Genomic DNA, 17,596 nt, shown 5'->3' with positions numbered 1-17,596 from the left:
GGGTCACATCCCGAGATAGGCCTTGCGGACGCCGTCGTCGGCGAGCAGCGCCTCGCCGGTGCCCGACAGCGTGATGCGGCCGTTCTCCAGCACGTAGCCATGGGCAGCGAGCCGCAGGGACACGGCGACGTTCTGCTCGACGAGGACGCAGGTGAGGCCGCCCTCGGCCAGGTCGCGGATGGTGCGCAGCACGTCCTGGACGACGGTCGGGGCGAGGCCGAGCGAGGGCTCGTCGAACATGACGAGTTCCGGCTCGCCCATGAGGCAGCGGCCGATGGCGAGCATCTGCTGCTCGCCGCCCGACAGGGTGCCGGCGGCCTGCCCGGCGCGCTCCTTGAGGCGGGGGAACATGGCATAGACGCGCTCGAGGTTGCGCGCCTTGTGACGCCGGGCGCGCGGGATCATCGCGCCCATGGCGAGGTTCTCGGCGACCGAGAGCGTCGGGAAGACCTGCCGGCCTTCCGCCACCTGGCCGATGCCGAGGTCGCAGACCTCGTGGCTCGGCAGGCCGGTGATGTCGCGATCCTTGAAGCGGATCGTGCCGGCAGCGGGCCGGTGCATGCCGGCGATGGTGCGGATAAGCGAGGTCTTGCCGGCGCCGTTGGCGCCGACGATGGCGACGATGGCGCGCTCCGGCACCTCCAGCGAGACCTTGTCGAGGGCCTGGGCGTCGCCGTGGAAGACGTCGATGTCGTGGACGAACAGCATCAGAGCGCCTCCGCTCCAAGGTAGCTCTCGAGCACCTTGGGGTGGCGCGTCACCTCCTCCGGCGAGCCCTCGGCGATGGTGGCACCGTGGTGCAGCACGTGGATGCGGCCCGCCAGCGCCATGGTGGCGCGCATCACGTGCTCGATGAGCAGGATGGTGACACCGGAGCGGTTGATCTCGCGCAGGATCGCGACGATGCGGTCGACCTCGGTGGGCCTCAGGCCCGCCATGACCTCGTCGAGGAGGAGGAGCCGCGGGCCGGTGGCGAGCGCCCGCGCGCATTCGAGACGCTTGCGGTCGGGAAGGGTCAGCGACTTGGCTTTCGCCTCGCGTCGGTCCCAGAGGTCCAGCTGGCGCAGCACCTCGCCGGCCCGCGCCCGCGCCGCCTCCATGTCAGGGGCGCGCATCATGGCGCCGATGGTGGCATTCTCCATGACCGTGAGTTCGGGGAAGGGCCGGACGATCTGGAAAGTGCGGGCAAGGCCCCGGCGGCAGAGTTCGTGCGGGGCTACGCCATCGGAACGCTCGCCTGCGAAGGCGATCGTGCCGGCATCGGGCGGCATCACGCCGGCGATCATGTTGAAGAGCGTGGTCTTGCCGGCACCGTTGGGCCCGATCACGGCGAAGATCTCGCCCTCCTCGACCGAGAGGGACACGGTGTCGACGGCGGTGAGGCCGCGGAAGCGCTTGGTGACGCCGCGGACATCGAGAAGCACGCTCATTCCCGGCCCTCCGGGATGCCGAGCTTCTTCTTCAGCCAGGGCCAGACGCCGTTCGGCGCGTACCAGATGATGACCATCAGCGCCGCGCCATAGAAGACAAGATTGACGCCGGGAATGGCACGCCCGGCGATCTTCTCGACGAGGGCGATGAGCACCTGCCCGAGCGGGGTGAGGATGAAGGCGCCGAGGATCGGCCCGAACAGGGTGCCGAGGCCCCCGATGATCGGGGCGAGGATCATCTCGATGGAGCGGGCGATGTCGAAGGTCTGACTGGGGAAGAGGTTGTTCTGGTAGAAGGCATAGACGACGCCCGCCACCGCCGTCATGGCGGAGGAGACGACCACGGCCGCCATCTTGGCGCGGAACACGTCGATGCCGAGCGCACGGGCGGCTTCCGCATCCTCGCGCACGGCGAGCCAGGCATGGCCGAGCTTCGAGCGGCGCAGCAGCGCGCAGACGACGAAGGCCACCACCATCATGGCCAGCGCCACGTAGTAGAAGAGCACCGGCCCGCCGCGCAGGTTGACGGGGCTCGCGACCGGCGAAACGGGAATGAAGAAGCCCGCCGCACCGCCGACGAAGGACCAGTTGTCGAAGCCGATGCGCGTCACCTCGGCGAAGGCGATGGTGAGCAGGGCGAAATAGACGCCCTCGATGCCGAAGCGGAAGCCGAGCCAGCCGATGGCGGCGCCGAAGGCCATCGCGACCGCCATGGCCGGCAGGATGGCGATGGCGGGCGAGATACCGAACTTCACCCAGAGCAGCGCGCCGATATAGCCGCCAAGGCCGACATAGAGCGCGTGGCCGAGCGAGAGCTGGCCGCAAAAGCCCATCATCACGTTCCAGGCCTGGCCAACCGTGGCGAACCAGAAGATCAGGAAGAAGACCGAGAGCAGGTAGCGGTCGAGGACGACAGGCGCGACGGCAAGCACAGCCACCATCAGGCCGAGAAGCAGGAGCGCCCGGCGCGGCGCTTCGGCCGCGAGGTGCGAAAGCGAGGCAAGCGGGTTCATGCGCGCTTCCCCAGGAGGCCCTGCGGGCGCAGCGCCAGCACCAGGACGAGAAGGCCGAAGGAGGCCATGGTCTTCATCGACGGCGCGATGAGGACAGAGGCCAGCGCCTCGGCGACTCCGATGAGCAGGCCGCCGACAATGGCGCCGGTCATCGAGCCCATGCCGCCGATGATGACGATGGTGAAGGCGAGAAGCGTATAGGCCGGCGCGATCATCGGGGTCGCATCGGTAAGCGTCACCATCAGCGCGCCGGCGGCGCCGACGCAGGCCAGGCCGAGGCCAAAGGTGAGCGCATAGAGCTTCTTCACGTCGAGGCCGACCACGGCGGCGCCGGTGAGATTGTCGGCGCAGGCGCGGATGGCGACGCCGGTGTCCGTGAAGCGGAAGAAGGCGAAGAGCAGACCGGAGACGGCCAGCGCCGCGATCGCCGCATAGACGCGCACCTTGTCGACGATGACCGGACCGATGTCCCAGCTGTCGAACGAATAGGGCAGGTTGGCGCTGCGGGCGTCGGGCCCGAAGATCATCAGCGTGCCGTTTACGAGGATGATCGCCACGCCGACCAGCAGGATGAACTGCTCATGCTCGGGGCGTGAGACGAAGGGATTGATGAGCGTGCGCTGCAGCCCGTAACCGATGACGAAGAAGGCCAGCGCGATGGGCAGCATCGACAGGAAGGGATCGATGCCGAACGAGCGGAACAGGATGAAGGCCGCATACATGCCGACCACGGCGAATTCGCCATGGGCGAAATTCACCACCCGGACGACGCCAAAGATGACGGAGAGCCCGAGCGCCATCAGGCCATAGACGAGGCCGGTCAGGACGCCCTGGACGAGGACGTTGGCATAGAGCGACCAGAGCATGGGCGTTGACGATCCCGGTGCGATGCGACAGGGCGAGTTAAACGGTCAGCGCAGCGGGAGCAACATCCGTACCGGAAGGGGCGCCGACCATGCGACGCCCCGTCTCAGCGGTATAGACGCCTCGCCTCAGCTCCGCCCCTGCCAGGCCGGCAGCGGCAGGACCGGCTCGGCCAGGGCCACGTCCTTCGGCAGGACGACGGTCGCGGTGCGCCTGATATTCTGCACCAGTGCCGAGCCGATGTTGGGGTTCTGCCCCTTGGCGTCGAAGGTGATGGGACCGCCGATCATCACGTGGTCGGTGATGTTGGTGGCGCGCACCGCCTCCATGAGCTGCGGGCCGCTGGTGGTGCCGGCGCGCTTGAAGGCATCTGCCGCGATGAGCAGGCCCTCGAAGGTGAAGCCGGCATTGAAGCTGTCGACGGCAAAGCGGTTGTTGGGGTTGGCCTTGACGAAGGCGCGCTCGAAGGCCTGGGTCATCGTCGCCTTGGGGTTCGCCCAGGGCAGGCCGAACATCACGAAATCCGCCAGAGGGCCGAGGGCCTGGTAGAACTCTTCGTCGTAGAAGCCCGGCGAGCCCGGCGAGATGATGGCCTTCGGCTGGAAGCGCTGGCGCACCATGTCGCGCACCATCTTGATGGCGTCCGAGGCGCGGGTGACGCACATGACGAGGTCGGGGTTGAGGGAGCGGATCCGGGTGACCTCGACGGAGAGGTCCTGGGCGCGCGGATCGTAGGCGATCTTGTCGACAAGCTCGATCGGCAGGCCGACACGGGGCCAGATGGCGTCCATGGCGTTGCGCTGGGCGGTGCCGAACGTGTCGTTGGCGTGCAGGAAGACCGCCTTGTCGAACTTGATGGACTTCGCATCCATCACGTCCTTGATGAGGCGCAGGCCATTGGTGACGAGCTGGCCGCCGGTCTGGAAGTTGCGCACGAGGAACTTGTAGCCCTGCTCGGTGATCTGCGGGGCGGCGGCGACGTTCACCACGAAGGGGATCTGCCGCTGCTCGGTCACCTGGGCGATGGCGAGGGTGTGGCCGGAATCAAAGGCGCCGGTGAGGACGTGGCAGCCCTCATTGATGGCGCGCTCGGCCTGGGTGCGGGCCACGTCGGCGTTGGATTCCGTGTCGATATGGACGATCTCGACGCGGTAGCCGAGCTGGGCGAGGAGCTCAGGCGCGGCGAGCGCGCCGCGATGCATGGACTGGCCAGCCTGGGCGAAGAAGCCGGAGCGCGGCAGCAGCGAGCCGATCTTGAGGGTCTGGCCTTGCGCCTTGACGATGGCGGGCGCGGCGAAGGCGGCGGCAGCGCCGACCATGACGGTACGGCGGGACAGGCGGGTCGATTGGGTCATTTCATCCTCCCGGCCCCCGGCGGGGCCCTTTATCGCGGCGATCTTAGCGAAAGCAGGCCGGAGGGGAAGGCGGGTGTGACGGATGGTGCCTTGCCCTTTTGGCCCCGCCTCTGCCGGCGCGATCAGGCCGGCGTCTTCTGCTCGAAGCGGCAGATGTCGGCGATGACGCAGCGCGGACAATCCGGCTTCGCCGCCTTGCAGATGTAACGGCCGTGCAGGATCAGCCAGTGGTGGGCATGGAGGCGGTAGGCATCCGGCACCACCTTCTCAAGGCCAAGCTCGACGGCGAGCGGCGTCGCGCCGGGCGCAAGGCCCGTGCGGTTGGCGACGCGGAACAGATGTGTGTCCACCGCGATGGTGGGAATGCCGAAGGCCATGTTGAGCACGACATTGGCGGTCTTGCGCCCCACCCCGGGAAGCTGCTCCAGCGCCTCGCGGTCCACCGGGACGTCGCCGCCGTGCCGCTCGATCAGCAGGCGTGACAGGGCGATGACGTTCTTCGCCTTGTTGCGGAAGAGGCCGATGGTCTTGATGTAGGAGACGAGGCCCTCCTCACCGAGAGCCACCATCTTCTCCGGCGTGTCGACCACCTGGAATAGCGGCCGCGTCGCCTTGTTGACGCCGACATCTGTCGCCTGTGCCGACAGCACCACGGCCACCAGCAGCGTGTAGGCATTGACGCTTTCGAGCTCGCCCTTCGGTTCGGGCTCGACCTCGTGGAAGCGGAAGAAGATCGCCTCGATCTCGGCCGGCGTCAGGCCGTCGCGCTTGCGGCGCTTGGCGGCCGCCTTGGCCGCAGCGGTGTTGGCGAGCGCCATGCCGGCGGTGACCTTCGGCGCCCGTTTGCGCGCCGGCTTTTTCGGCTTGGGCGAGGAGGGCTTCGATGACGACTTCGATGTGGTCGGACCGGGCATGAGGCTCGTATAGTCGGTCGTCATGAGCACCGGCAATATGCATGCGGGCGCGGCCCTCGCCGACGCCGACGATCCGCCGCTCTTCGCGGCGATCCTCACACCCCACCGCTCGATGGGATGGCCCGGCTTCATCGCCCTGATGGTCGCGGTGGGCGCCCTCAACCTCATCGGCGCTGTCATCTTCACCGCCATCGGCGCCTGGCCCGTCCTGCCCTTCCTCGGGCTCGACGTGCTGATCATCTTCCTCGCCTTCCGTGCCAATTACCGCCATGCCCGGGCCTTCGAGGAGGTCATCGTCACCCCGACAGAGCTCAGAATCCGCAAGGTGACCTGGCACGGCCATGCCCGGGAGTGGCGGTTCAACCCGGCCTGGACGCGGCTCACGCAGAAGCGTGACGAGGAGGACGGTCAGGTTCTCGCCCTGACGCTGGACGAAGGGCGGCGGCAGCTCGACATTGCGACCTTCCTGCCGCCGGTCGAGCGCGAGGGCTTCGGCAAGGCCTTGTCGGCGGCGCTTGCCGAGGCTAAGCGCGGACCGGATCGCACGCGCTTCGACTGAGGAGATCAACCATGGCCGGTTCGGTGGATCGGGTGAGGCAGGCCCTCACGGCCTCCGGCCATTCCGACGCGATCGTCACCTTTCCGGCGAGCACGCGCACGGCCGCGGATGCCGCCGCGGCGGTCGGCTGCGAGGTGGCGCAGATCGCCAAGTCGATCCTCTTCCGCGCCGGGGACCGCCCCGTGCTGGTCGTCGCTTCCGGCGTGAACCGTATCGACGCGGCGAAGGTGGCGGCGATTGTCGGCACGCCGGTCGAACGGCCGGACGCCACCTGGGTGCGGCAGGTCACGGGCTTCGCCATCGGCGGCGTCGCGCCGGTCGGGCATCTCACACCGCCGATCGTGCTGATCGACCAGGATCTCGGCACGCTCGATCGCATCTGGGCGGCGGCGGGCGCGCCGAACGCCGTGTTCGAGACGCGCTTCGACGATCTCGTGCGGATCAGCGGGGGCCAGGTCGCGGACATCGCCGAGGGCTGAGAAATCGGGTGGCGGGGACCGCCCGGCCGGCGCAATCTTGCGGGCAGGTTCAGCCGCGGAGGCCCCCATGCTCAACGTCGTCCAGCTCGAAAAGCACGGCATCCCGATCCGCCTCGCCGAGGCGGCCGACGATTACGAGATCGTCCGGCGCACCCTCGCCTTCATCACCGACCACTGGCGCCGCCAGCCGAGCGTCGAGGAGATGGCCGAGCATGTCGGCCTGTCGCCCGGCCATCTCCACCACCTGTTCCGCCGCTGGGCCGGGCTGACGCCAAAGGACTTCCTGCAGGCCATCACGCTGGATGCGGCGCGCTCCCTGCTGCGCGACGAGGCCTCGGTCCTCGATACGGCCTATGAGGTCGGCTATTCCGGGCCGGGGCGCCTGCACGACCTCTTCGTGACCCATGAGGCCATGTCGCCGGGCGAGTACAAGACCGGCGGCGCGGGGCTCGTGATGCGCTACGGCTTCCACCCCTCGCCCTTCGGCGTCGCTATCGTCGTGGCGACCGAGCGTGGCCTGGCCGGCGTCGGCTTCTGCGAGCCGGGCGGCGAGCCTTCGGCGCTCGCGGACATGCGGGGCCGCTGGCCGCGGGCAAGCTTCGTCGAGGATACCGGTGTGACGGCGCCCCTCGCCCACCGGATCTTCGACCCGGAGGCCTGGCGCGAAGAACGGCCACTCCGCGTCTGCCTCATCGGCACGGATTTCGAGGTGCGCGTCTGGGAGACCCTGCTGCGCATCCCCATGGGCAAGGCGACGACCTATTCGACCATCGCCAGCCATATCGGCCGGCCGACGGCGGCGCGGGCGGTGGGCGCGGCGGTGGGCAAGAACCCCATCTCCTTCGTCGTGCCCTGCCACCGGGTGCTTGGCCGCTCCGGCGCGCTCACCGGCTATCACTGGGGACTGACGCGCAAGCAGGCCATGCTCGGCTGGGAGGCCGGGCATACGGGGTGAGGCGGTCCGCCCCGATCCGCCACCGCCCCATGGCTCCCCTGCCCGTCCGGCGGCTGAAATCCGCGCGCGCGCCGGCTAGAACGAAGCGGTGACGCAGGCCATCCCCCACTCAGCTCCGCCCGAGGTCAGCCACCGCCGGATCCTCTCCATCGCGGTGCCGATGATCTTCGCCCATGTGACGACGCCACTGCTCGGCATCGTCAGCACCGCCGCCATCGGCCGGCTCGGCGATCCGGTGGCGCTCGCCGCCGTCGCGCTCGGCGCGGTCATCATGGACATGCTGGTCTGGGCCTTCGCCTTCCTGCGCATGGGCACGATCGGGCTGACCGCCCAGGCCCGCGGCCGCGCCGACGAGACCGAGCGGCGCGCCGTCATCGCCCGCGCCCTGCTCATCGCCATGGGCTGCGGCCTCGCCATCCTTGCCCTGAAGGTGCCGCTGCTCTGGCTGATCTTCCTCGCCATGGGGGCCTCGCCCGCGGTGACGGCTGCGGCCGACACCTATGTCTCCGTCCGCCTCGTCTCGATCCCTGCCGTCTTCATCAACTTCGCCGTGCTCGGCTGGCTCATCGGCCAGGCCCGGACGATGACGGGGCTGGTGCTGCAGATCGTCATCAATGTCGGCAACATGGCGCTGACCGTGCTCTTCGTCTCAGGCCTGGGGCTCGGGATTGCCGGTGCCGCCACGGCCAATGCGTTGGCGGAGTGGATCGGCGCGGCGGTGGGCCTCGTCGTGGTGATGGCCTCGCTCGGCTGGCGCTTTGCTGTTCCTTGGACGGTAGTTCTCGACCGCGCCCGCCTCATCCAGACCTTCGCCATCAACCGCGACATCATGATCCGCACGGCGGCGCTGCTGGCTTCGCTCGCCTTCTTCACCCGTCAGGGTGCGGTGGGCGGAGACACGGTGCTCGCCGCCAACGCCATCCTCATGAACTTCGTCGGCATCGTCGCCTTCTTCCTCGACGGCTTCGCCACTTCCGCCGAGCAGCTCGGCGGACAGGCGGTGGGGGCGCGCGACGAGGCCTCGTTCCGGCGCGCCGTCTGGCTCTCATCGATCTGGGCCATCACCTTCGGGGCCGTCGCGTCGGCCGCCTTCTTCCTCGGCGGCGGCGCGGCGATTGATTTCGTCTCGACATCGGAAGCCGTGCGGGCGGAGGCGAAGCGCTACCTGCCCTATATGGCGCTGACGCCCTTCACGGGGGTCATGGCCTTCCTGTTCGACGGCGTGTTCATCGGCGCGACCTGGGCGGTCGCCATGCGCAACTGCATGCTCGCCTCGTTCGCGACCTTCATTGCGGCCTGGTGGCTGCTCTCAGGGCTCGGCAATGACGGGCTGTGGATCGCCTATCTCATCCTGCAGGCGGTGCGCGGCCTCTATCTCGGCCTCGCCATGCCCGGCCTGATGCGCGCGACCTTCAGGTGAGGCGCCAGTCGGCGTTGGCCGTGCCGACGAGGTCGGTGACGGAAGCCAGCCGCTCGCGCATCAGCCGGTGGACGAGCCCCTGCTTGATCTCCTCGACCAAGCCGAAGCCGCGGAAGACCAGCGCGGAATAGAGCTGCACCAGCGTCGCGCCGGCGGCGATCTTGGCGATGGCGTCCTCGGGTGAGGCGATGCCGCCGACGCCAACGAGCGGGAACTGCCCTTCGACGCGCCGGTAGGTCTCGGCCAGCATCTCGGTGGAGCGGCGGAAGAGCGGCCGGCCCGACAGGCCGCCGGTCTCGCGCGCCGTCGCCTGGTCGGCGAGCGTGTCGGGGCGGGCGATGGTGGTGTTCGAGACGATCATGCCGTCGACGCGGCGGCGGCGGCAGACGCTGACCATGTCGTCGAGGCCTTCGAGCGACAGGTCGGGCGCAATCTTGACGAGGATCGGCTTGCCCGGCGCCACGGCGTCGCGCGCCTCGATCGAGCGGGCCAGCACGTCGTCGAGGAAGGAGGCCTGCTGGAGGTCGCGCAGGCCCGGCGTGTTGGGCGAGGAAACATTGACCGAGAGATAGGAGACGTGGGGTCCGAGCTTATCGATGAGCAGGCCGTAATCCGCGACGCGGTCGGTCGAATCCTTGTTGGGGCCGATATTGATGCCGACGATGCCGGGCTTGCCCGCGCGTGCGGCGAGGCGGCGGGCGACCACATCGACGCCGTCGGAATTGAGGCCGTAGCGGTTGATGATCGCCTCGTCGGGCACCAGGCGGAACACGCGCGGCTTCGGATTGCCGACCTGCGGTTTCGGCGTGACCCCACCGACCTCGACAAAGCCGAAGCCGAGGCGGAGCGCCGGATCGGGTACCTCCGCATGCTTGTCGAAGCCGGCGGCAAGGCCCACGGGGTTGGGGAAGGACAGCCCGAAGGCGGAGACGGCGAGGCGGCGGTCGTCGGCGCCGCAGGCCGGTAGCGGCAGGGTCTTCAGCGCCGCGACGGCGAGGTTGTGACCGGTTTCCGGGTCGGTCGCGAGCAGGACCGGACGGGCGAGGCGCGAGGCGAGCGAGAGCAGGGACATGGGGGCGTTCTGGCACCGCACGGCGAGGGCGGCAAGGGGTGGACGTCACCCCTTGCCCCTCAACAGCCCGTCAGATCCGCACGATCTTGGCGTCGTGCGGCCATTCCAGCGTCTTCAGCGCCTGGGCGAGGTCGTCGATCAGATCATCCGGGTCCTCGAGGCCGACCGACAGGCGCAGCAGGCCGTCGGTGATGCCCATTTCCAGCTTCTCTTCCGGCGTGAAGCGGTCATGGGTGGTGGTCGGCGGATGGGTGATGAGGCTCTTGGAGTCACCGAGATTGTTGGAAATCTTGATGATGTTCAGCGCATTGGCGACGCGGAAGGCGCCGGCCTTGCCGCCCTCGACCTCGAAGGCGATGAGCGTGGAGCCGCCCTTCATCTGGCGCTTGGCGAGTTCGTATTGCGGATGGTCCTTGCGGCCGGGATAGATGACCTTGGTAACACCCGGCAGGGAGGACAGCGCATCGGCCACCTTCGCCGCGCTCGAGGTCTGGCGCTCGACGCGCAGCGGCAGGGTCTCGAGGCTCTTCAGCACCACCCAGGCGTTGAACGGGCTCATGGCCGGGCCGGTCTGGCGCAGATACTGGTAGACGTTGTCCTGGATGAACTGCTTCGAGCCGAGGATGACGCCGCCGAGGCAGCGGCCCTGGCCGTCGATATGCTTGGTGGTGGAATAGACGACGCAGTCGGCGCCGAGCGCCAGCGGGCTCTGCATCATCGGCGTGGCGAAGACGTTGTCGACGGTGACCTTGATGCCGCTCTTCTTAGCGATCGCCACGATGGCGGCGATGTCATAGACCTCGAGGGTCGGATTGGTCGGGCTCTCCAGGAAGAAGACCTTGGTATTGGGGCGGACCGCCGCCTCCCACTGGGCGAGGTCCGCGCCGTCGACCAGCGTCGACTGCACGCCGAAGCGCGGCAGCAGCGTCTCGATGATGTAGCGGCAGGAGCCGAACAGCGCCTTGCAGGCCACCACGTGGTCACCGGCCGAGAGCTGGCCGAACATGGCCGCGTTCACCGCGGCCATGCCGGTAGCCGTCGCCTTGGCGGCCTCCGCCCCTTCGAGCAGCGCGATGCGGTCCTCGAACATCTGCACGGTCGGATTGGAAAAGCGGGCATAGATGAAGCCCGCATCGGTGCCCTTGAAGCGGGCCTCGGCCTGCTCGGCGCTGTCGTAGACATGGCCCTGCGTCAGGAACAGCGCCTCGGAGGTCTCGCCGAACTCGGAGCGCAGCGTGCCGCCATGGACCAGCCGGGTCGCCGGCCGAACGCGGGAGGGATCAAAGGGCTTCTTCATGGCGCGACCTCACGGCACGATCCGGGACTTGTCCCCCGGAAAAAACAGAACCCGGCCCGGCAAGTGCCGAGGCCGGGTTGATCCCGCGCGCCCGGCCTTTTAGCGAATGGTTTAGCGTGGTTCGCAAGCCAGCCGGCCAAATCTCCACGTCGTGGGCAAGGGTCCTAGGGCGGCCGGGAGAGAGCGTCAAGCGTTTTGTTCGTTTTGACGAACGGTTTGTTCGTCGGAGTTGGGACGATGGTGGACGAAACCATTCAAGGCATCCTGCCGGCGCAGGCCATCGAGGACCTGGTGGCGCGCGGCCAGATCCGCATTGCCCGCGGGCTCGACGCCGACCAGGTGCAGCCGGCCTCGCTCGACCTGCGCCTCGGCACCCGCGCTTTCCGCATCCGCGCCAGCTTCCTGCCCGGGCCGTCCACCACCGTGGTGGACCGGCTGCAGTCCCTGGCGCTGCACGAGATCGACCTCACCCGCGGCGCGGTCCTGGAGACGGGCTGCGTCTATCTTGTCGAGCTGATGGAGGGCCTGGCGCTGCGGGGTGGCATTTCCGCCACCGCCAATCCGAAGAGCTCGACCGGCCGGCTCGACGTCTTCACCCGCGTCATCCTCGACCGGGCCCAGGCCTTCGACACGATCCCGGCCGACTACGAGGGGCCGCTCTTTCTCGAAATCTCGCCGCAGACCTTCCCCGTCCTGGTCCGCACCGGCTCCCGCCTGTCGCAGATCCGCTTCCGGCGCGGCCGGGCGGAGCTGACGCTGGATGAGATCAACGGGTTGCAGGAGACCGAGCGCCTCGTCGACACCGGCACGCCGATGGTCGGCCCGGTCGGCATCGCGGTGTCCATCGACCTCATGGGCGAAGCCTGGGGCGGGCTCCTCGGCTACCGCGCCAAGCGCCATTCCAGCGTCATCGACGTGGACAAGAAGGCGGCACACGACGTGCTGGATTTCTGGGAGCCGATCCAGGAGCGCGGCAAGGGCGAGATGATCCTCGACCCCGACGAGTTCTACATCCTCGCCTCAAAGGAGGCGGTGGTGGTGCCGCCGGACTATGCGGCGGAGATGCTGCCCTTCGACCCGCTGGTGGGCGAGTTCCGCGCCCACTATGCCGGCTTCTTCGATCCGGGCTTCGGCCATGTGGCGGCGGGCGGCAAGGGCGCGCGCGCGGTGCTGGAGGTGCGTTCGCGCGAGGTGCCCTTCATCCTCGAACACGGGCAGATCGTGGCGCGGCTCGTCTATGAGCGGATGACCGAGCGGCCGCGGAGCCTCTACGGGCAGGTCGGCTCGAACTACCAGGCGCAGGGCCTGAAGCTGTCCAAGCACTTCCGGTAAGGGCGGCGCGTCCCAAGGCCCCTCACACCCCCGACAGCTGCTGCTCCACCAGCCGCGCGAAGCAGCTCGCGCCGATGGGAAGCAGCGCATCGTTGAAGTCGTAGCGGCCGTTGTGGACCGGCACCGAGCCATGCTCGGGGGAGGACTGACCCAGCAGCATGAAGGCGCCCGGGGCCTTTTCCAGGTAGTAGGCGAAGTCCTCGCCGGCGGTGAGCGAGGGCAGGTCAACCTTGATGAGGTCGTCACCGACCACATCACGCGCCGCCTGTTCGAAGGCCGAGGCCTCCTCGGCGGTGTTGATGGTCGGCGGGTAGGAGCGGCGGTAGTCGAGCGTCAGTTCGATGCCATGGGCGGCGCAGAGCCCCTCCAGCGTCTGGTGGAAGAGCTCGTCCATGGCCTTGCGGGTGGCGGGCTTGAGGGTGCGGATCGTGCCGGACATCGTCACCGTCTCGGGGATGACGATCTGAGAGGTGCCGGCGATGAACTTGCCGATGGAGAGGACGACCGTGTCATGCGGGTCCATGCGGCGGCTGACGAGGCTCTGCAGCGCCGTATAGATCTGCACCGCGCAGGGCAAGGGGTCGATGCCGCGGTGCGGCTCGGCGGCGTGGGACGAACGGCCCTTCAGGGTGATGTCGAAATAGTCGACCGCCGCCAGCACCGTGCCGGGCCTGATCGCCGCGGTGCCCAGCGGCAGCTGCGGGGCGTTGTGGATGCCGTAGACCTGGTCGCAGGGGAATTTCTCGAAGAGCCCGTCGCGCAGCATCTCGGCAGCGCCGGTGAGCCCCTCCTCCGCCGGCTGGAAGATGAGATGCACCGTCCCGGAGAAGTTGCGGGTCTCGGCGAGGTAGCGCGCCGCGCCCAGCAGCATGGTCGTGTGGCCGTCATGGCCGCAGGCATGCATGCGGTTCTCATAGGTGCTCTTGTGGGGGATGTCGTTCAGCTCCGGCATGGGCAGGGCGTCCATGTCGGCGCGCAGCCCGATCTTGCGGTTGCCGGGCCGGCCATGGATCACGCCCATGATGCCGGTCTTGCCGAAGCCGCGGTGGACCTCGATGCCCCAGGATTCCAGCTTCTCGGCGACGATGCCGGAGGTGCGCACCTCCTCGAAGCCGATTTCGGGATGGGCGTGGAAGTCGCGCCGCCAGGCGGTCATCTCGTCGTGATAGGCGGCGATGCGGTCGATGACGGGCATGGGGCGGCTCCGGGATCCGAAGCCGAAAGGCTAGCCTGCCCTCACGGCGCCGCAAGCCCCGCGGTGCAGGCCTGCGCTGCGCCTCAAGGATCGTTGCGGCGGAAGGTCAGGTAGCAGGGCTTGCGGCCCTCGCGCAGCGCCTTGGCCTCGTAGCGGGTGGACTGCCAGTTCGGCCAGGGCGTCGTCCAGTCGCTCGCGCTTCTGGCCGAGAAGGTGAAGTGGGGCGAGCGCAGCAGCCGCTCCAGCGTCCAGGCGGAATAGTGGTCGATGTCGCTGGCGAAGCGGAACTCCGCCCCCGGCTTCAGGATGCGGGCGAACTGGGCGACCGTCTCGTCGGAGACGAAACGGCGCTTGTGGTGGCGCGTCTTTGGCCAGGGATCGGGATAGAGCAGGTAGACGAGGTCGAGGCTGGTGTTCGGGAACCAGGGCAGGAGGACGCCGGCATCCTCGGTGTGCAGGCGGACATTGTCGATCGCCTGCCGCTCGATCTCGGCCAGCATCTTGGCCATGCCGTTGATGAAGGGTTCGACGCCGACGAAACCGAGATGGGGATGGGCCGTCGCCTCGCGCACCAGGTGCTCGCCGCCGCCGAAGCCGATCTCCAGCACATAGCCGTCGAGCGGGCGGGGAAAGAGTCCAGCGAGGTCGCAGGGGCGCGAGGGATCGACCCGCAGGCGCGGCAGGAGCGTTTCGAACAGGTCGGCCTGGTGCGGGCGCAGCGCCTTGCCCTTGCGCCGGCCGAAGAAGGAGCCTTGCCCCGCGAGGCGCTTGTCGTCGGTCATGGTCTCGTCGGTCATCAAGGTCTCGGCTCATCGCCCCGCGATGCGGGCGCACTTCATCGGTGCAAGTCGGTCCCTTGGCAAGCCCCGGCGGACACGAAGGTGGAAGCGTTTGCAGCGATTCATGTTGCGCCGCAGCATGGAGCCGCAACGCAGGTCCTGGATGATGGCGTCAACATTCACCCGCAAGGGGCTCCATCGTGACCCGCGCCATCGCTCTCGCCCTTCTGGTCCTGGCCCTGCCGGCCCGGGCCGACCCGCTGACCGACCTCGTTCGCGACGGCGGTGGCGCCTGCTTTTCCCGCCAGTTTACCGCCACCGAGCTGCGCGCGCGCCCGGACCAGACGGTGCGATCGCTGACGCTCGAAGTCGTGCGGGCCGCCCCGCTGAAGCCCGGCGATCCCGCTGTGGCGGAGATCATGGTGGTGCTGACCCGGACCGATCGTCCGGGCATCTTCGGCTACCGCGCAACCTGCGTTGATCCGCTGCCGAACGGCGCTGGCTGCATGGGCTTCCTGACGCCGGGAAGCGCGGAAGAGGCCGGCGACACCACCGTCACGCTCGGCGAAGGCACGCGCAGCGCCCGCCTGTCGATAGGCTCCAGCCTCAAGGTCACGCCCCTCGGCGAAGCGGTCTCGCGGGTGGTGGTGCTGCCCTTCGGTCCCGCCGACAGCACGCTCGAGCTCGCGGCGGCGCCGCGGCGCACCTGTGCGGTGCTGGACGGAGCCTCACCCGACTAAGGCCCGGAAAGCAGAAAGGGGGCCCGAGGCCCCCTTCCCTATTCCGTCAGGAGCGCGTCGCCTCAGCCGGCGACGGCTTCCTTCAGCTTGGCGACGAGGTCGGTCTTCTCCCAGGAGAAGCTGCCGTCGCGGCCGGCCTTGCGGCCGAAATGGCCGTAGGCGGAGGTCTTGGCGTAGATGGCCTTGTTGAGGCTGAGATGCTCGCGGATGCCGCGCGGCGAGAGGTCCATGACCTCGGCCAGCGCCTTCTCCACCTTGGCCTCATCGACGCCGGGCTTCGCCGTGCCGTGCAGGTCGACATAGATCGACAGCGGCTTGGCAACGCCGATGGCGTAGGACAGCTGGATGGTGCAGCGGTCGGCGAGCTTGGCGGCGACCACGTTCTTGGCGAGGTAGCGCGCGGCATAGGCGGCCGAGCGGTCGACCTTGGTCGGATCCTTGCCGGAGAAGGCACCGCCGCCATGCGGGGCAGCGCCGCCGTAGGTGTCGACGATGATCTTGCGGCCGGTCAGGCCGGCGTCACCGTCCGGGCCGCCGATGACGAACTTGCCGGTGGGGTTGATCCACCACTTGCAGTCCTTGGCGATCTCGATGCCCTCGAGGGTCTCGCGGATCACCGGCTCGACGATCTTCTGCACGTCCTTCGAGGTCAGCTTGGCGTCGAGATGCTGGGTCGACAGCACGATCTGGGTGACCGCGGCCGGCTTGCCGTTCTCGTAGCGGATGGTGACCTGGCTCTTGGCGTCCGGGCCGAGCTTGCCGCAATTGCGCTCACCGGCCTTGCGGTACTTGGTCAGGTTCTCGAGGATCTTGTGGGCGTAGTAGATCGGCGCCGGCATGAGCTCGGGGGTCTCACGGCAGGCATAGCCGAACATGATGCCCTGGTCGCCGGCACCGACGTCCTTGTTGCCGGCCTCGTCGACGCCCTGGGCGATGTCGGCGGACTGCGAATGCAGCAGCACGTCGATCTTGGCCTTCTTCCAGTGGAAGCCGTCCTGCTCGTAGCCGATGGCCTTGATGGCCTTGCGCGCAACGGACTTGAACTTCGACGGGTTCACAAGCGGATTGCCGTGGGCGTCCTTCAGCACCTTGCCGTCCTTGCCCTTCTTCAGGAGCGAGTCAGGCACGCGAACCTCGCCGGCGATGACGACGCGGTTGGTGGTGGCGAGGGTCTCGGCGGCGATGCGCACGGAGGCGGCGGGAACGCCGGCCTTGGCGGCCTCCTTGAAGACCAGGTCGACGATCTCGTCGGAGATGCGGTCACAGACCTTGTCCGGATGTCCCTCGGACACCGATTCCGACGTGAAGAGATAGGAACTGCGGGACACGAACCGTCCTCCAGAAACAGAAGCCCACGGGGATCGCGGGACGCGGATCGTCGCTAACGACGGCTCCATGAACCGGATTTGAACATCCGCGCACCGTCAGGGCGCGCGGCCGCCGGGGACGCGCGCTTTCCCGACGCCCAAGCGGCCGAGGTTCTGGCAATAGCGCGTTCTTCGGTCAAGTCCGAAACTGGCAAAAAGACCGGTTCGTTCGCAAAAAAGAACGCGGCGAGGCGATCTGGCGCAGGATTTGAGGGGGATCAGGCGGGCTCGTCGTCGTCGCCGGCGATGGAGGAGACCAGATCGACGATCTTGCGGCGGATCTTGGGGTTCTTGATCCGGATGAAGGCGCGGTTGAGGGCGAGGCCTTCGCTGGTCGAGAGGAAATCGGCGACGTAGGAGGCAGCGCTGACGTCGGAGAAACCGCCCTCGGGAGCCGGCTCGCCGGAGGGAGCACCCTCGAAGAAGAAGGACACGGGAACCGAGAGGATGGCACCGATCTGTTGCAACCGGCTGGCGCCGATGCGGTTGGTGCCCTTTTCGTATTTCTGGACCTGCTGGAAGGTCAGACCGAGGCGCTCACCGAGCTTTTCCTGGCTCATGCCGAGCATCATACGACGCATTCGGACGCGGCTGCCGACGTGTTTGTCGATGGGATTCGGGGTTTTCTTGACAACCATCAGCGCTTCTCCGTGCCTCGGCACGTCCTCAGTTGACCCACCCAGCAGCCTCCCCAGGCTCACCGCCCACGATCACGCATGCGGTTGTACAACCTTAGCACTCATGATTGGCCGCACCAACCACGGGGATCCGCATCAGGGTTTTTTGCTTATGGCCAATTGTCCAGATCGTTACAAGTAAATTACC

Annotated in this window: 18 protein-coding genes and 1 riboswitch; of the genes, 6 read left to right on the top strand and 12 right to left on the bottom strand. The window is 68.1% G+C overall.

The features are described from left to right. Nucleotides 1–3 precede the first annotated feature (3 nt). The 6 genes from O9344_RS03625 to nth all read right to left on the bottom strand — a co-directional run bounded on the left by O9344_RS03625 (nt 4) and on the right by nth (nt 5,600). A complete protein-coding gene (locus tag O9344_RS03625; RefSeq protein WP_298472885.1) occupies nt 4–708 on the bottom strand; it encodes an ABC transporter ATP-binding protein in 705 nt (234 codons plus the stop codon). Then, nucleotides 708–1,430 carry an ABC transporter ATP-binding protein gene (locus O9344_RS03620; RefSeq protein WP_298472884.1) on the bottom strand — a complete coding sequence of 241 codons (723 nt, stop codon included), beginning with the start codon at nt 1,428–1,430 and terminating at the stop codon, nt 708–710. The genes O9344_RS03625 and O9344_RS03620 overlap by 1 nt, the downstream gene beginning before the upstream one ends. Next, a complete protein-coding gene (locus O9344_RS03615) occupies nt 1,427–2,443 on the bottom strand; it encodes a branched-chain amino acid ABC transporter permease (RefSeq protein ID WP_298472882.1) in 1,017 nt (338 codons plus the stop codon). The genes O9344_RS03620 and O9344_RS03615 overlap by 4 nt, the downstream gene beginning before the upstream one ends. Further along, complete coding sequence (locus O9344_RS03610; RefSeq protein WP_298472880.1) at nt 2,440–3,309, bottom strand: branched-chain amino acid ABC transporter permease; 870 nt, start codon at nt 3,307–3,309, stop codon at nt 2,440–2,442. Before O9344_RS03610 ends, O9344_RS03615 begins: the two co-directional genes overlap by 4 nt. Nucleotides 3,310–3,435: 126 nt before the next feature. Further along, nucleotides 3,436–4,662 carry an ABC transporter substrate-binding protein gene (locus O9344_RS03605; protein ID WP_298472878.1) on the bottom strand — a complete coding sequence of 409 codons (1,227 nt, stop codon included), beginning with the start codon at nt 4,660–4,662 and terminating at the stop codon, nt 3,436–3,438. A gap of 122 nt (nt 4,663–4,784) precedes the next feature. Further along, nucleotides 4,785–5,600, bottom strand: coding sequence for an endonuclease III (gene nth / locus O9344_RS03600; RefSeq protein ID WP_298472876.1), 816 nt, complete (start codon nt 5,598–5,600; stop codon nt 4,785–4,787). Between nth and O9344_RS03595 the strand changes: the two genes are divergently transcribed. From O9344_RS03595 to O9344_RS03580, 4 genes are all read left to right on the top strand, one after another. Continuing rightward, entirely contained in the window at nt 5,599–6,135 is a 537-nt protein-coding gene (locus O9344_RS03595) for a DUF2244 domain-containing protein (RefSeq protein ID WP_298472874.1), read from the top strand. The genes nth and O9344_RS03595 overlap by 2 nt on opposite strands. A gap of 11 nt (nt 6,136–6,146) precedes the next feature. Then, a complete protein-coding gene (locus O9344_RS03590; RefSeq protein WP_298472872.1) occupies nt 6,147–6,614 on the top strand; it encodes a YbaK/EbsC family protein in 468 nt (155 codons plus the stop codon). Between the two features lie 67 nt (nt 6,615–6,681). Beyond that, entirely contained in the window at nt 6,682–7,569 is an 888-nt protein-coding gene (locus O9344_RS03585; protein WP_298472870.1) for a bifunctional helix-turn-helix domain-containing protein/methylated-DNA--[protein]-cysteine S-methyltransferase, read from the top strand. Nucleotides 7,570–7,657: 88 nt separating this feature from the next. Beyond that, the gene (locus O9344_RS03580) at nt 7,658–8,989 is read left to right on the top strand and encodes an MATE family efflux transporter (RefSeq protein WP_298472867.1); all 1,332 of its coding nucleotides are present in this window, start codon (nt 7,658–7,660) and stop codon (nt 8,987–8,989) included. Here the strand turns inward: O9344_RS03580 and O9344_RS03575 are convergent. Both O9344_RS03575 and O9344_RS03570 read right to left on the bottom strand, forming a co-directional pair. Beyond that, nucleotides 8,982–10,061, bottom strand: coding sequence for a quinone-dependent dihydroorotate dehydrogenase (locus O9344_RS03575; protein ID WP_298472865.1), 1,080 nt, complete (start codon nt 10,059–10,061; stop codon nt 8,982–8,984). The two genes, O9344_RS03580 and O9344_RS03575, sit on opposite strands and share 8 nt — an antisense overlap. Nucleotides 10,062–10,131: 70 nt before the next feature. Next, the gene (locus tag O9344_RS03570) at nt 10,132–11,358 is read right to left on the bottom strand and encodes an O-succinylhomoserine sulfhydrylase (RefSeq protein WP_298472863.1); all 1,227 of its coding nucleotides are present in this window, start codon (nt 11,356–11,358) and stop codon (nt 10,132–10,134) included. A gap of 79 nt (nt 11,359–11,437) precedes the next feature. Then, a riboswitch (SAM riboswitch) is annotated at nt 11,438–11,516 on the bottom strand. A 79-nt stretch (nt 11,517–11,595) separates the two neighbouring features. Between O9344_RS03570 and O9344_RS03565 the strand changes: the two genes are divergently transcribed. Continuing rightward, complete coding sequence (locus tag O9344_RS03565; protein WP_298472860.1) at nt 11,596–12,690, top strand: 2'-deoxycytidine 5'-triphosphate deaminase; 1,095 nt, start codon at nt 11,596–11,598, stop codon at nt 12,688–12,690. Nucleotides 12,691–12,712: 22 nt separating this feature from the next. Here the strand turns inward: O9344_RS03565 and O9344_RS03560 are convergent, their stop codons facing one another. Next, nucleotides 12,713–13,885, bottom strand: a complete 1,173-nt coding sequence (locus tag O9344_RS03560; protein ID WP_298472857.1) for a M20 aminoacylase family protein — start codon at nt 13,883–13,885, stop codon at nt 12,713–12,715. An 83-nt stretch (nt 13,886–13,968) separates the two neighbouring features. After that, entirely contained in the window at nt 13,969–14,682 is a 714-nt protein-coding gene (trmB, locus tag O9344_RS03555; RefSeq protein WP_298472854.1) for a tRNA (guanosine(46)-N7)-methyltransferase TrmB, read from the bottom strand. A 182-nt stretch (nt 14,683–14,864) separates the two neighbouring features. Here trmB and O9344_RS03550 point away from each other — a divergent pair, with 182 nt between their 5' ends. Then, nucleotides 14,865–15,404, top strand: a complete 540-nt coding sequence (locus O9344_RS03550) for a hypothetical protein (protein WP_298472852.1) — start codon at nt 14,865–14,867, stop codon at nt 15,402–15,404. Between the two features lie 62 nt (nt 15,405–15,466). On the opposite strand, the gene metK is transcribed toward O9344_RS03550, so the two are convergent. Together metK and O9344_RS03540 are read right to left on the bottom strand one after the other, a co-directional pair. Next, the gene (gene metK, locus O9344_RS03545) at nt 15,467–16,732 is read right to left on the bottom strand and encodes a methionine adenosyltransferase (RefSeq protein WP_298472850.1); all 1,266 of its coding nucleotides are present in this window, start codon (nt 16,730–16,732) and stop codon (nt 15,467–15,469) included. A 257-nt stretch (nt 16,733–16,989) separates the two neighbouring features. Further along, complete coding sequence (locus tag O9344_RS03540) at nt 16,990–17,409, bottom strand: helix-turn-helix domain-containing protein (protein WP_108174787.1); 420 nt, start codon at nt 17,407–17,409, stop codon at nt 16,990–16,992. Nucleotides 17,410–17,596: the final 187 nt, after the last annotated feature.

It is taken from the genome of Phreatobacter sp., assembly GCF_027532945.1.
Lineage (GTDB): Bacteria > Pseudomonadota > Alphaproteobacteria > Rhizobiales > Phreatobacteraceae > Phreatobacter.
The sequence above is the reverse complement of the archived record's forward strand: the minus strand, read 5'-3'. Positions and strand labels throughout refer to the sequence as shown.

Bases quoted from the DNA above. Each gene is read 5' to 3' on its own strand.
- O9344_RS03565 (WP_298472860.1), top strand. From the start codon at position 11,596: ATGGTGGACGAAACCATTCAAGGCATCCTGCCGGCGCAGGCCATCGAG.
- O9344_RS03540 (WP_108174787.1), bottom strand. From the start codon at position 17,409: ATGGTTGTCAAGAAAACCCCGAATCCCATCGACAAACACGTCGGCAGC.
- O9344_RS03570 (WP_298472863.1), bottom strand. From the start codon at position 11,358: ATGAAGAAGCCCTTTGATCCCTCCCGCGTTCGGCCGGCGACCCGGCTG.
- O9344_RS03610 (WP_298472880.1), bottom strand. From the start codon at position 3,309: ATGCTCTGGTCGCTCTATGCCAACGTCCTCGTCCAGGGCGTCCTGACC.
- nth (WP_298472876.1), bottom strand. From the start codon at position 5,600: ATGACGACCGACTATACGAGCCTCATGCCCGGTCCGACCACATCGAAG.
- O9344_RS03590 (WP_298472872.1), top strand. From the start codon at position 6,147: ATGGCCGGTTCGGTGGATCGGGTGAGGCAGGCCCTCACGGCCTCCGGC.
- O9344_RS03625 (WP_298472885.1), bottom strand. From the start codon at position 708: ATGCTGTTCGTCCACGACATCGACGTCTTCCACGGCGACGCCCAGGCC.
- O9344_RS03595 (WP_298472874.1), top strand. From the start codon at position 5,599: ATGAGCACCGGCAATATGCATGCGGGCGCGGCCCTCGCCGACGCCGAC.
- O9344_RS03615 (WP_298472882.1), bottom strand. From the start codon at position 2,443: ATGAACCCGCTTGCCTCGCTTTCGCACCTCGCGGCCGAAGCGCCGCGC.
- O9344_RS03560 (WP_298472857.1), bottom strand. From the start codon at position 13,885: ATGCCCGTCATCGACCGCATCGCCGCCTATCACGACGAGATGACCGCC.
- O9344_RS03585 (WP_298472870.1), top strand. From the start codon at position 6,682: ATGCTCAACGTCGTCCAGCTCGAAAAGCACGGCATCCCGATCCGCCTC.
- O9344_RS03575 (WP_298472865.1), bottom strand. From the start codon at position 10,061: ATGTCCCTGCTCTCGCTCGCCTCGCGCCTCGCCCGTCCGGTCCTGCTC.
- trmB (WP_298472854.1), bottom strand. From the start codon at position 14,682: ATGACCGACGAGACCATGACCGACGACAAGCGCCTCGCGGGGCAAGGC.
- O9344_RS03620 (WP_298472884.1), bottom strand. From the start codon at position 1,430: ATGAGCGTGCTTCTCGATGTCCGCGGCGTCACCAAGCGCTTCCGCGGC.
- O9344_RS03605 (WP_298472878.1), bottom strand. From the start codon at position 4,662: ATGACCCAATCGACCCGCCTGTCCCGCCGTACCGTCATGGTCGGCGCT.